Source organism: Streptomyces sp. NPDC054765 (assembly GCF_053612065.1).
This window is the reverse complement of record NZ_JBSHBP010000030.1, coordinates 1-14,635: the sequence shown is the minus strand read 5'-3', so window position 1 is coordinate 14,635 and position 14,635 is coordinate 1. Positions and strand designations below refer to the sequence as shown.

Annotated in this window: 2 protein-coding genes and 1 pseudogene; 2 read left to right on the top strand and 1 reads right to left on the bottom strand. The window is 70.3% G+C overall.

Annotated elements, in window-relative coordinates; genetic code table 11:
• Positions 1-41: 41 nt before the first annotated feature.
• Positions 42-11,843, bottom strand: a pseudogene (locus tag ACWGJY_RS20010) (SDR family NAD(P)-dependent oxidoreductase); the annotation flags it as partial.
• Positions 11,844-12,213: 370 nt separating this feature from the next.
• Here ACWGJY_RS20010 and ACWGJY_RS20005 point away from each other — a divergent pair.
• Positions 12,214-12,735, top strand: coding sequence for a pyridoxamine 5'-phosphate oxidase family protein (locus ACWGJY_RS20005; protein WP_453262150.1), 522 nt, complete (start codon positions 12,214-12,216; stop codon positions 12,733-12,735).
• Positions 12,736-13,058: 323 nt separating this feature from the next.
• Positions 13,059-14,635: beta-ketoacyl synthase N-terminal-like domain-containing protein (locus tag ACWGJY_RS20000; protein ID WP_453262149.1), on the top strand; the 1,577-nt coding region annotated here is incomplete at its 3' end.

Genomic DNA, 14,635 nt, shown 5'->3' with positions numbered 1-14,635 from the left:
CCTCTCACCCGGCGCCGCGGCAAGTTCCACGTGTACACGGATCACTCGTCCTGGCGGCCGAGCTGCGTGTTGATGAAGCTGAACAGTTCGTCGTCGGAGGCCGCCGTCAGCGTCGCCACGTCGCCCTCGGCGCTCGCGGCCTGCGCCGGGCCCGAGAGCCGGCTGAGCAGTTCTCGCGCCCGGCTGACGAGAACGTCGCGCACTTCCGTCTCCTCGGTCGGTATCGCGGAGAGCGACGCCTCCAGCCGGTCGAATTCGGCCAGTGCCGCGTCCGTCGGCGACGGCACACTGGCGGCCACCTCGGAGCGCAGGAACGAGGCCAGGCTCGTCGGATTCGGGTAGTCGAAGACCAGCGTCACCGGCAGCCGCAACCCGGTTGCCGCATTGAGCCGGTTGCGCAGCTGGACGGCGATCATCGAGTCGAAGCCGACGTCCTTGAAAGCCCGCTTGTGATCGACCTGCTCCGGAGAGTCGTGGCCGAGCACGGCCGCGACGTGCGAGCAGACCAGATCGAGCACGGCCGGTTCCCGATCCTCCTCGGGCAGCGTGGTGAGCTTCTCGATCAGGGCCGCGCCGCGTTCGACCGAGGTCTGGGACTCCGCCGTCGGCAGCTGGCGAACATCCGGCAGGTCGGCCAGCAGCGGGCTGGGCCGCAGCGAGGTGAAGCGGGAATGGAACCGGGCCCATTCGACTCGTGCCACGACCGGGCAAGGTTCGTCCTCGGCGACGATTCGGTCCAGGGTCGCCAGTCCGGAGTCCACCGGCAGCAGGGGCAGACCTCCGCGGCGCAGCGAGTCGGCCATCTCCTCGTCCTCGGTCAGCATTCCGGCCTCCCACGGGCCCCACGCCACCGAGATGGTGTGGCCGCCGCGGTCGTGCCGCTCCCGAGCCAGGGCATCGAGGTACGCGTTGGCAGCCGAATACGCGGACTGGTTGCCGACGCCCCAGGTCGCCGAGATGGAGCCGAACAGCAGCACTGTCTGGATGCTGTCGTGGTCGAGCAGCTCGTCGAGGCGCGCCGCACCGAGCACCTTGGCAGCCAAGGTGTCGCCGAACTCGGTCAACGTCGTGTCGGCGATCGGCCCGCCATCGAGGCTGGCTGCGGCATGCACGACCGCGGTCAGCGGGCGCTCGGCGGGAACGGAGGCCAGCAATTCGATCACGGCGGCCCGGTCTGCGACATCGCAGGCCATCACCGAGACGGAGACGCCCTTGGCGGCCAGTTCCTCGACCAGGCGCTGGGCCCCGGCCGCATCGGCGCCGCTGCGGCTGGCAAGCACCAGATGTTCGGCACCGCGGTCGGCCAGCCAGCGGGCCACTTCGGCACCAAGGCCACCCGTGCCACCCGTCACGAGCACGGTACCGCGCGGCCGCCACTCGGGCGGCTCCTGCTCGGGCACGATCGCCCTGACCAGACGGCGGGCCAGGACGGCCTGGGATCGTACGGCGACCTCGTTCTCGCCGTTGCCCGCGAGCACACCGGCCAGTTCGGCGACCGCGTGGTCGTCCACCGTCTCCGGCAGATCGATCAGGCCGCCCCAGAGCCGCGGGTGTTCGAGGCCGGCGACACGCCCGAAACCCCAGACCAGCGCCTGGGTGGGCGAGCCGATGCGGTCCTGGGGACCGGCCGCCACCGCGCCCTGGGTCACCGCCCAGATCGGGACGTCGAGTTCGGCGTCGAGCAGGGCCTGGGTGAGCACCACCGTGCCCGCGAGCCCTTGTGGCAACGCTGACGAGTCTTCGCACGGGGTCTCGTCCTCGGCCAACAGCGACAGCACCCCGACCGGGCTCGTGCCGTTCGCCGCGAGCTCGCGGAGCCGCTGGGCCAGCGCCGCCCGGTCGAGGTTCCCGCACGGTACGGCGCAGGTCACCAGGCCGGGCGCGTGGGCAGCGAGGCGGCGCACGGTTTCCGAGGCCCAGCCCTCGGCCGGCTGCCCCTCGGCGACCACCGCCAGCCAGGTACCGCCGATCGGCGTGCGCGTGCCGCTGGGCAGCGCGCGCCACTCGACGCGGTAGCTCTCGTCGTTGACGTTCGTGTCGGTCGCGGTGTCCACGGCGCTCCGCAGCTGTGCACGACTGACCGGCCTCGCGACGATGGAGTCGAACGAGGCGACGGGCTCGCCCGCGCCGTCGGTGAGCAGCATCGTGGAGGAGTCAGGGCCCTTGCGCCGGAAGGCGACCCGCAGCGAGCTCGCTCCTCGGGTGTGCACGGTGATGCCGTTCCAGGAGAACGGCATCACTGCCTCGCTCTCGCTGTCGATCAGTCCGGCGACCGGCACCTGCAGGGCGGCGTCCAGCAGCGCCGGGTGCAGGCCGAACCGCCCCGCCTCGGCACGGACCGGGCTCGGCAGCGCGACCTCGCCGTACATGTCCTCGCCGTCCCGCCACAGCGCACGGATCCCGGCGAAGGCAGGCCCGTAGGCGTATCCGCGCTCGGCGAGCCGAGCATAGATGTCGGTCACATCGACCGCCTCCGCGCCGGTTGGCGGCCAGGCCGTCAGATTGCCCGGCACCGGGCCGGTACCGACAGGGGCGAGCGTGCCTTCCGCGTGCAGGATCCACCTGCTGCCGGCGCCGGACTCGGTGCGCCGCGAGTGCACCGTGACCGAACGCCGACCGGTGGAGTCGGCGGCGCCGACCGCGACTTGCACCGCCACACCTGACTTCTCCGAGAGCACCAGCGGCGCCTGAAAGGCCAGCTCTTCCAAGCGGGCGCAGTCGACGTGACGCCCGGCGTGGGTGACCAGCTCGACGAAGGCGGCTCCAGGCAGCAGGAGGGTGCCGAGCACGACGTGATCGGCCAGCCACGGCTGGGTCGCCAGCGACCACCTGCCGGTGAAGAGCACTTGGTCCTCGCCGGCGCGTTCCACGGCGGCGCCGAACAGGGGGTGATCGGCGGACGCCAGCCCCAAGTCGGCGGCACTCGCGGTCGCCGCGCCGGCGGGCTCGACCCACAACCGGCGGTGTTGGAACGCGTAAGTGGGCAGTTCGATTCGCCCTCCGGCGGGAAACGCCGTCCCCCAGCGTACCGATGCCCCGTGCACGAAGGCCGTGGCCAGAGAGCGGGTGAACTCGACGTCACCGCCGTCCCGCCGCAACGACCACGACGCGGCGACCTCGGCGCTTCGGGCCTCGGCAACCGCCTCGACCGCGTCGACGAGGGCCGGGTGCGCGCTGAGCTCCACGAAGCAGCTGTGCCCGTCGTTCAAAAGAGCCTCGACGGCCGCGCTGAACCGCACCGTCTCTCGAAGATTGCGATACCAGTAGTCGGCGTTCAGTTCGGTGCCGTCGACCCGCCCGCCGGTGACCGTGGAGTAGAACGGCACTTCTGCCTCAGCAGGCGCGACGTCGGCCAGCGCGTCGATGAGTTCGGCGTGCAGCTCCTCCACCCCATGCGAGTGCGACGCGTAATCGACCAGGAGCGTGCGCACCGGGACATCCTCGGCCGCGAGCGCCGCGCACAGGCTCTGCAGTTCGTCGGCGGCGCCGGAGACGACCACCGACCGCGGCCCGTTGACCGCGGCGACGCCGAGCCCCGGGTAGTCGGCGAGCCGTTCCTGGACCCGGGCGACCGGCAGGCCGATCCAGCCCATCCCGCCGCGCTCGGTCAGGCCGGCGATCAAGCGCGAGCGCAACCCGGCGATGCGGGCGCCGTCGGCCAGCGTGAGGACACCGGCCACCACGGCCGCCGCGATCTCGCCCTGGGAGTGACCGACCACCGCTGCCGGCTCGACCCCGAGCGACCGCCACAGCCGGGCCAAGGACACCATCACCGCGAACAGCGCGGGCTGCACCGCGTCCACCCGGTCCAGGCTCGGCGCGCCCGGAGCGCCGGTGAGGACGTCCGACAGTGTGGCGCCGTTCCAGTCGACGTGCGGGGCCAGCGCCGCGTCGCACTCGGTCATGGCGGCGGCGAACAGCGGGCTGGTGTTCCAGAGGTCGAGGGCCATGCCACGCCACTGGCCACCCTGACCTGCGAAGACGAAGACCGGCCGGTGCGCGTCACCCCCGTTGCCCAGCACGACGTCCTCGTTGGAGTCCGCCGTGCCGGCGGCGATCGCCGTGAGCCCCGCGGTCAGCGTGCCCAGGTCCTCGGCGAGCACCACGGCCCGGTGCTCCAATGTGGCTCGGCCGCTGAGCGAGCGGCCGAGCGCGTCGAGGTCCACCTCCGGGTGCTCGGCGAGGTAAGCGCTGAGCCTGGCTGCCTGACCGCGCAGTGCCGCCGCGCCGCGTGCTGAGAGGGCGAACGGCTTGACGGATTGCGCGAGCACCCGATCGGGCGCGGGCGGAGCGGGCGGCCCGCCGAGCTCCGGTGCCTGCTCCAGCACCACGTGCACGTTGGTGCCGCTGATTCCGAACGCGGAGACGGCGCCGAGCCGGGGCTGGTTGCGCTCTGGCCACTGCTGTGCTGCGGTCAGCAGCTTCACAGCACCGTCCGACCAGTCCACGTGCGGGGTGGGCTCGTCGGCGTTCAATGTCCGGGGCAGTAGGCCGTGTCGCAGCGCTTGGACCATCTTGATCACCCCGGCCACGCCGGCGGCCGCTTGCGCGTGGCCCAGGTTCGATTTCAGAGAGCCGAGCCAGAGCGGGGTTTCCTCGGCGTGCTCTTGCCCGTACGTCGCCAGTAGTGCCTGCACCTCGATCGGGTCGCCGAGCTTGGTGCCGGTGCCGTGTCCCTCCACGACGTCCACATCGGCAGCGGAGACACCGGCATTGGCCAGCGCCTCTCGGATCACACGCTGTTGCGAGCGGCCGTTGGGCGCGGTCAACCCGTTGGAGGCGCCGTCCTGGTTCACCGCGGAGCCCTTCACCACCGCGAGGACCTGGTGGCCGTTGCGGCGGGCGTCCGACAAGCGCTCCAGCACGAGCAGTCCGACACCCTCAGCCCAGCCGGTGCCGTCCGCGTCCGCGCCGAACGCCCGGCAGCGGCCGTCCGCGGAGAGGCCGCCCTGCAGCGCGAACTCCTGGAACACCACCGGTGTGGACATCACGGCCACACCGCCGGCCAGCGCGAGGTTGGACTCACCGGTCCGCAGCGCCTGGGCCGCCATGTGCACCGTGGTCAGCGAGGACGAACAGGCGCTGTCGACCGTCAACGCGGGTCCCTCGAGGCCGAACTCGTAGGCGATGCGGCCCGAGGCCACGCTGGCCGCCGTTCCTGTCAGCAGGTGGCCATCGAGTCCGCGCGATTCGCGCGCGAGCAAGTTGCCGTAGTCATGGGCGCTGAGGCCGACGAACACGCCGGTCTTCGTGCCGCGCAGCGCCAACGGATCGATACCGGCACGCTCGAACGCCTCCCACGCCGACTCGAGCAACAGACGCTGCTGCGGGTCCATCGCGGTGGCCTCACGAGGTGAGATGCCGAAGAACTCGGGATCGAATTCGGTTGCGCCGGGCAGGAAGCCGGCCGCTCGGGCGTTGGTCGTGCCCGAGCGGCCGGGCTCGGGATCGAACAGCTCGGCCAGGTTCCAGCCACGGTCGGACGGGAACTCCGTGGCGGCGTTCCGGCCCTCCTCGACCATCGCCCACAACGCCTCCGGCGAGTCGATCCCGCCGCCGTAGCGGCAGGCCATGCCGACGATGGCGATCGCGTCGCCGCTGGTGTCCGCCGTGACGATCGTGGGTGCCGCCGGCGCGGAGGAGCTGGCGCTGACCACCTCGCCGAGCACGTATTCGGTCAGCGAAGTGAGGTCCGGGTAGTCGAAGACCACCGTTGCCGGCAGCCGCAGGCCGGTGAACGCGGTGATCCGGTTTCGCAGCTCCACCGAGGCCAGCGAATCGAAGCCGATGTCCTTGAAGGTCCGGTCCGGCGAGAGACTCGACGCCGACGTGTGCCCGAGCACGGCCGCGGTCTCGGCGGCGACAGCGTCCAGCACGATCCGATGCCGGGCGGCCGACGGCCGGGCGAGCAGACGGCGGGTCCACGAGCTGGCATCGCCGCCACTCGCGACGGCGGTACGTCGCACCCGCCCGGAGACCTGGTTGCGTAGCAGGGGCGGCACCTCCCCGCGGAATGCGGCCAGGTTGAGCCGGACCGGTAGCACCACCGGGGCGCCGACGGTGAGGGCCGCGTCGAAGAGGGCCAGGCCTTCCTCGTCGGATAGCGCCTTGATACCGGCGCGTGTCATCCGTTCCCAGTCGGCCTCCTGCAGGGAGGTCGTCATGTGGCTCGCGGCGGCCCAGAGACCCCAGTCGAGCGAGACGGCGGGCAGCCCCAACGCGCGGCGGTGTCGGGCAAGAGCGTCCAGGAACGCGTTGGCGGCGGCGTAATTGGCCTGGCCCGGCGCGCCGAATGCCCCGACGGCGGAGGAGAACAGCACAAAGGCGGAGAGGTCGAGGTCCTTGGTCAGCTCATGGAGGAGCCAACCGGCGTCCACCTTGGGACGCAACACGGTGTCGACCTGCTCGGTCGTCAGCGAGCCGATGACGCCGTCGTCGCTGGTGCCCGCGATGTGCACCACCGCGGTCAGCGGATGTTCGGCGGGGATCGCGGCCAGCACCCCGAGCAGCGATTCGCGGTGGGAGACGTCACAGGCAACAGTCGTCACCGAGGCGCCGAGCTCGGTCAACTCGGTGGCGAACTCGGTGGCGCCGGGGGCATCTGGGCCGCGCCGGCTCGCCAGCACGAGGTTACGTACGCCGTGCTCGGCGACCAAGTGCCGGGCGACCAGGCCGCCCAGTGCGCCAAAGGCGCCGGTCAGAAGCACGGTCCCGGCTGGATCGACGGGCACCGGGATGGTCAGGGCGATCTTGCCGATGTGCCGAGCCTGGCTGAGGAACCTCAACGCATCCGGAGCCCGGCGGACGTCCCAGGTGGTGGTCGGAGGCAGGGTCAGAGCGCCACGGTCGAACAGGTCCAGCAGCTCGACCAACATCTCGTGCACCCGTTCGGGCGCCACCCCGAGCAGGTCGAATGCCTGATAGCGCACACCGGGGAACACCTCGGCCGCCCAGTCGGCGTCGCGGATGTCGGTCTTGCCCATCTCGACGAACCGGCCGCCGCGCGGCAGCAGTCGTAGCGAGGCGTCCACGAGCTCGTTGGTGAGCGAGTTGAGGACCACGTCGACGCCGCGGCCGTCGGTGGCGCCGAGCAGATCGGATTCGAACTGTGCGGTGCGGGAGTTCGAGATGCGTTCGCGGGGGATGCCGAGCTCGCGAACGGCTGCCCACTTGGCGGGGCTGGCGGTGGCGAAGATCTCGGCGCCCAGATGGGCGGCCAGCTGCACGGCCGCTATGCCGACGCCACCGGCGGCGGCGTGGATGAGCACGGACTCGCCGGGTTGCAGGTCGGCCACGTCGACGAGCCCGAAGTACGCGGTCAAATAGGCGATCGGGACTGTCGCGGCCTGCAGGTACGACCACCCGTCCGGGATCGGTACCACCATCCGGTGGTCGCCCACGGCCACAGGCCCGAACGGCCCGAAGAACAGGCCCATCACCCGGTCCCCGGGCTTGAGACCGATGACTCCTGGGCCGACCTCGGTCACCACGCCGGCCGCCTCGCCGCCGAGCACTTCTTGACCGAGGACCAAGCCCAGGGTGGACATGACGTCCCGGAAGTTCATGCCGGCGGCTCGGACGGCCACCCGCACCTCACCCTCGGCCAAGGGTGCGACCGCCTCCGGTGACTCGATCAAGGCGAGCCCGTCGAAAGTGCCGGGGTGGGGGGCGGACAGGCGCCAGGCGGTCGACTCCGCCGGCACGGCGAGCGTCGTCGCGGAGGAGACCTTGACCAGGCGCGGCACCAGGATCGTGCCCGCGCGTACGGCGACCTCGTCCTCCCCGGCGTCGAGCGCCGCCACCACGGCCGAGTCGGGCTCGCCGGGCGCGAGGTCGACCTGGACGAGCCGGCCCGGGTTCTCGGCACGTGCCGAGCGGAACAGGCCGTGCAGGGCAGCGCCGATCAGGTCACGGACGTGTTCACCCTCGTACGTGGCCAACGCGCCACGGGTGGCCAGGACCAGCCGTGAGGTGGCCAGCCGTTCGTCGGCCAGCCAGTGGCGCACCAGTTCGAGCATCTGGTTGACACCTGAGTGCACGTTCGCGGCCACGTCGTGGTGGTGGTCGTGACCGGGAGCGACCAGCACCACAGTGGGCACCTCGCCCCCGGCGTCGAGGGCGGCCCGCAGCGCGGGGAAGCCGTCGTACGCCGTGCCTGTCGTGGGCGCGCCGCCGCCCAGGTTCGCCCAGCCGGTGGGCGACGAGGCCTCGACCTCACCCGCGGAGATCCACTCGATCTCGTAGAGGGAGTCGTGGGCCTGGCGGGCACTCTCGGCGATCTGCTTCGCGGTGGCGGACCGCAAGGTCAGCGAGTCGACGGACAGCACCGTGCGGCCGGTCCCGTCGGCGACCAGCAGTGCCACTGTGTCGGTCCCCACCGGAGTCAGTCGTACGCGCAGCGTGGAAGCACCGACGGCGTACAGCCGGACGCCCGACCACACGACGGGGATGACGCCCTGGGTGGTGCCGGTGAGCGCGATCGTGTGCAGCGCGGCGTCCAGCAGGGCAGGGTGCATGCCGTACGCGCCGGCGTCGCCCACGTGCTCGGGCAGAGCCACCTCGGCGAAGACTTCCCCGTCACGCAGCCAGGCGGCCTTCAGGCCGCGGAACACCGGTCCGTAGCCGTACCCGGCCGCGGCGAAGGTCTCGTAAAAATCGCTGAGCTCGACTTCCTCGACACCGGCGGGTGGCCACTCGGCCATCTCGGGGTCGTCGCGGCTCACACCAGCAGTCCCGGAGACGAAGCCGCTGGCGTGCCGTGTCCAGGCCGCGTCGATGTCGGGGGAGTCCGGGTCCTGCTGCTGCGACCAGATGGTGATCGACCGTCGGCCGGTGGACTCCTCCGGCTCGCCGACCACGATCTGCAGCGCCACGCCGCCTCGCTCCAGCAGCAGCGGGGCCTCGATGGTCAGGTCCTCGACCAGCTCACAGCCGACCTGGTCCGCCGCGCGCAGCGCGAACTCGACGAATGCGGTGCCGGGCAGCAGGGTGCGGTCGAACAGGGTGTGGTCGGCAAGCCAGGGCTGGGTGGAGAGCGACAGCCGGCCGGTGCACAGGAAGCCGCCGTCGTTGGCGAGCGAGACGCCGGCACCCAGGAGCGGGGCGTCCATCGAGCGCAGGCCGATCGAGCTGAGGTCGTGCCCTCCGACGTGGCTGGTCTCGAGCCAGAAGCGTTCGTGCTCGAACGCGTAGGTGGGCAAGTCGACGCGTTGCGCGCCGGTGCCGGCGAAGAAGGCTGCCCAGTCCACCTCGACACCGGCGGCGTGCAGGGTGGCCATCGCCACGGCGATGCATTCCACCTCGTCGCGCCGACTGCGGAGGGACGGCGTGACCACCACCGACTCGTCGCCATAGCATTCGCGTACGTGGCTGGTCATCGACGCGGCGGGCGCCAGTTCGATGAATCGGGTGACGCCGCGCTCGCGCAGCCGAGCCACGCCGCCGACGAGGTCCACCGGGTTGCGCATCTGCCGGACCCAGAACTCAGGGGTGCACAGCACCTCGGCGGGCACCACCATCGGGATGGCCGGGGCCGAATAGGTCAAGGTCTCCACCACGGCCCGGAACTGGGCCTGGATCGGCTCCATCGTGACCGAGTGGCCCGCGACGCCGACCCGCAGCGTGCGGGACGCGTGGCCGAGCTCGGACAGTCGCGCCACAGCCGCCTCGACCGGGCCCTCCAGCCCCGAGAGGGTGACTGCGCTCGGGCTGTTGATACCGGCGAGCGAAACGCCCTCGATGTCGGCGATGACCGGCTCCACCACGTCGGCGCCGGCCGCGACCGTGGCCATCACGCCGGCGGGCGAGGTCTGGATCAGCCGTGCTCGGGCGGTGACCATGGTGGCCGCGTCCTCGAGCGACAGCACACCCGCGACGTGCGCCGCCGCGATGTCCCCACAGGACTGACCGAGCAGGTGGTCGGGCCGAAGACCCCACGACTCGACCAGGCGGTAGAGCGCCACCTCGATCGCGAACAGCGCGGGATGCGCGTACTCGGGCCGATCCAGCGTCGGGCCGCCCCCGGCGATGATCTGCGGCAGCTCGGGGTCGAGCCACCCCAGCACCTCCGAGTACGCCGTGGCGAAGACGGGGAACGCGGCCGCGAGCTGGGCGCCCATGCCGATGCGCTGCGAGCCTTGTCCGGGGAACATCACCGCGGTGAGACCGCGGCACTCGGTGCCGACGACCGCCGTGGCACCGCTGCCGCCGCCGGCCAGCAGGTCGAGCTGCGCGAGCAGGTCCTCCTTGTTGCCCGCGACCACGGCGGCGCGGTGCTCGAACGTCACGCGGTGCAGCGCGAGCGACTTCGCGACGTCGAGCAGGGCGACGTCCTCGTCGGCGAGCCAGTCACGGAGCCGTGTCGCCTGACCGGCCAGGGCCTGCGGAGTACGGGCGGAGAGCAGGAAGGGCAAGGCGGTCGGCTGTGCGCTCACCGGCTCGGCCTCGACCGCCTCCAGCGCGGGCGCCTGCTCGAGGATGACGTGCGCGTTGGTACCGCTCATGCCGAACGACGACACACCTGCCCGGCGCGGCCACTCGTTCTCCGGCCACGGGCGGTTCTCCGTCAACACCTTGACCCCGCCGGCCGACCAGTCCACTTCGTGCGTCGGCTCATCCACGTGCAGCGTCTTGGGGAGGACGCCGTGGCGCATGGCCATCACTGCCTTGATCACGCCGGCGACGCCCGCGGCCGCCTGGGTGTGACCCACGTTCGACTTCAGCGAGCCCAGCCACAGTGGCTCGCCGTCCTTCTTCTTGCGGCCGTAGGTGGCCAGCAGGGCCTGTGCCTCGATCGGGTCGCCCAGCCGGGTGCCGGTGCCGTGCCCCTCGACCAGGTCGACCTGCTCCATCGGAATCTGGCCGTCGGCCAGCGCCGCCTGGATGACCCGTTGCTGGGCGGGGCCGTTGGGAGCGGTCAGGCCGTTGGAGGCTCCGTCCTGGTTGATCGCCGAACCACGGATGACGGCAAGCACCGGGTGGCCGTTGGCCTGCGCGTCGGAGAGCCGCTCGAGCAGGATCAGGCTGACCCCCTCCGACCAGCCGGTGCCGTCCGCGGTGTCCGCATACGCCTTGCACCGGCCGTTGGGCGCGATCCCGCGCTGTCGGCTGAAGTCGACCATGACCAGGGGCGAGCACATCGACGCGACGCCGCCGACCAGGGCCATCGTGGACTCGCCGCGGCGCAAGGCCCGAACGGCGTAGTCCATGGCGACCAACGAAGAGGAACAGGCGGTGTCGACGGTGACAGCGGGGCCCTCGAAGCCGAACGTGTACGCGACGCGGCCGGAGAGCACACTGGGCGCGTTGCCCAGCAGCAGATAGCCGTCGACCTCGCGGGGTGCCGTGACGGTCAACGGCACGTAGTCATGGGTGTTCGAGCCGATGAACACACCTGTCTCGGTGCCGCGGAGGGTCTCCGGGTCGATGCCGGCACGTTCGAACGACTCCCAGGCGGCCTCGAGGACGATCCGCTGCTGCGGGTCCATGGCGAGAGCTTCGCGTGGGGAGATGCCGAAGAAACCCGCGTCGAAGTCGGCCAGGCCGGACATGAAGCCGCCCTCGCGGGTGTACGTCTTTCCGGGCTTGCCGGGCTCCGGGTCGTAGATGCTGTCCATGTCCCAGCCCCGGTCGGTCGGCGAGTCGCCGATCGCGTCGGTTCCACTGGCGACCAGTTCCCAGAGGTCCTCCGGCGACCAGACGTCGCCGGGCAAGCGGCAGGCCATCGAGACGATGGCGATCGGCTCGGTGTCCTGGGCCTCCATCTCGGTGATCTTCTTGCGAGCCTGGTAGAGGTCGCTCGTGACCAACTTGAGATACTGGCGAAGCTTGTCCTCGTTCTCCATAGGAGCAACCCCATCTGTCTCTGTCTGTTCCAGTGGCCCGGGGGACCCCGGAGTGGTCCGGCGTACCCCGGACTTGTCGTGCCTGGACACGTGGCAGGCGTCTGCTGAGGTCGACAGTCCGGCGAAAGGCTTGCGCCGAAAAGGCGTGGGTGGGACCACGATCAAGACCGCCTCTGGGCGGTCGCGTGAACAACCATGCTCTTGCGACGTCGGCGCGGGCACCCCCTAACCCCCCTAGTCGCCGTCCCGGTGGTTGCGCGGTTCTTTTGGGGTGTCGGTGTCGCAGTCGCGCTGCGAGCATGAACCGCGAAAGCCAAACCGGTGCGTCTCGCTGGTCGCCCACAGCGGACGAGCGAGAAGGGACAGCAACATGACTGCCGAGGTGTTGAAAAACAAGGAGAAGCCGAAGGGGACGTCGGCATTCATCTTCAGCCAGACCGCGCCGGGGCCAACACAAGCATGGAGCTGGGCGGAGAATTTGCTCGAGTCCGCGCCCACGTACTGGCTGGTCACCGCCAGCCCGGACGGACACCCGCACAGCAGGCCCTTGTGGGGTATCTGGCAGCGGAACACCTTCTGGTTCTCGAGCCAGAACCGCTGCGGTGAATTCCTGAAGGTCAACCCGCGGGCCTCCGTGAACGTGCAGGTCGGCGAGGACGTGGTGATGATCGAGGGCAGTTGCTCCCGAGTGATCGGGGACGACGACATCAACGTGCTCGCCGAAGGCATCGGGGTGAAGTACGACTGGGAACTCTCGGTGAGCGAGGATCGTGTCCACACGCGTTTCGGCCAGAGCGCGCCGGTGTTTCGGCTGAATCCCGAGCGTGTCTACGGTTGGGCGGGAATTGCCGGATGGGAGTCCGCGACCAGGTGGGACTTTCCGCAGTCTTGACCGACTGAAGTTGGCTGCGCAGTAATCTGGCCGAGGGAATTCGACGCGCCACGGCCGAGAATGCGGTGAACGTGTGGCGTGCTCGCGGCACCGTTCTTGAGGTCTCTTTTCCCACTATTCGATCGATCACGTCCTGCCGCACGGCCACGCTGAAGATTTTCACTCCATTTCGTGGACCGATGGTGACGCAACCTGTGGGAATCACGCCGCGCTAGTTGTGCCAGACCTTCGCCCTGGCGGGGCCTTTGGCAACTCACTGTGTCTGGCGCTCGCTGCCGTGACCCCATAAGACGCAATTTGAGACGTGGAAGGGGACGATCCGGGTGGATGTCCGGGCCCAAGGTGGCAACATCGCGGTGGTTGGTGCGTCCTGCCGTTTCCCCGGCGCTGATGGGCCTCGGCAACTGTGGCGGCTCCTGGCTGCGGGACGTCATGCGATCACCGAGCGCCCGCCCGGACGTCGTGGCTCGGACAGGACGGTTGCGCCCCCCTGGGGTGGCTTCCTCGACGCCGTCGACGAGTTCGATGCCGAGTTCTTCGGTATTCCCGCCCGTGAGGCGGCGTCCGTCGACCCGCAGCAGCGACTCGTGTTGGAGCTGGGGTGGGAGGCGCTGGAGGACGCGGGGATCGTGCCGGACAGCGTGCGCGGCGGCCGACTCGGTGTCTTCGTGGGTGTCTTCGCCGACGACTACGCCCATCTCGTGCACCGAAACGGTTCCACTGCGGCGACTCAGCACACCTACCCCGGCATCGAACGTGCGGTGATCGCCAACCGGCTCTCCCACTTCCTGGATGCGCACGGGCCCAGTGTGGGTATCGACAGCGGTCAATCGTCATCGCTGGTCGCCGTTCACCTGGCCTGCCAGAGTCTGCTCACCGGTGAGTCGGACCTCGTCGTCGCGGGCGGCGTGCAGCTCAACCTGCTGCCGGAGTCCATGGACATCGCAGACCGTTGGGGGCCACTGTCACCGGACGGCCGTTGCTACAGCTTCGACGCCCGCGCGAACGGTTATGTGCCAGGCGAAGGCGGCGGTCTGGTCGTGCTCAAGAGGCTCGAGGACGCCCTGGCCGATGGTGACACCGTGCAGTGTGTGATTCTCGGGAGCGCGGTGAATCACGGCGGCAACGGTCACGCCCTGACCCAGCCTGATGAGCTCGCACAACGAGACGTCCTGCGCCGCGCTCACGAGCGCGCTCGAATCAGTGCCACACAACTCCAATACGTCGAGTTGCACGGAACGGGAACACCCGCCGGCGACCCTGTGGAGGCCTCCGCGCTCGGTGCCGTCGTCGGCTCTGCCCGGCCGCGAACGCAACCGCTGCCCGTCGGATCGGTCAAGACGAATCTGGGGCATCTGGGGGCAGCCGCGGGGATCGCGGGCCTCATCAAAGTGGTGATGTCGATCCGCCACCGCGAACTCCCCGCCAGCCTCAATTTCGAGCTGGCGAACCCGGAGATCGCGCTGGACGAGCTCAATCTTCGAGTGCAGCAGGGCCTCGGTTCGTGGGAAGCGCCCGATAGCCCCTTGATCGCCGGCGTCAGTTCCTTCGGAATGGGCGGCACGAACTGTCACCTGGTCATCAGTGATGCCCCGCCCGGCTCGACCGCCTCGCGCAGGAAACCTGAGACCGGTGAAGCGGACTCCGGGCGGTCACCCGCGGTGTTGCCGTTTGTGTTGTCGGGTCGTGGGTCGGGGTCGTTGTGTGGTCAGGCTGCTCGTTTGCGGTCGTTTGTGGTGGAGCGGCCGGATGTGGCGTTGGTGGATGTTGCGTATTCGTTGACGGCTGATCGTGCTGTGCATGGGCATCGGGCGGTTGTGGTTGCGTCGGGGCGGGAGCAGTTGCTGGATCGTCTGGCGGTTGTTGCCGAGGGTGGGGCCGGGGCGGGGTGTGGTTCTGG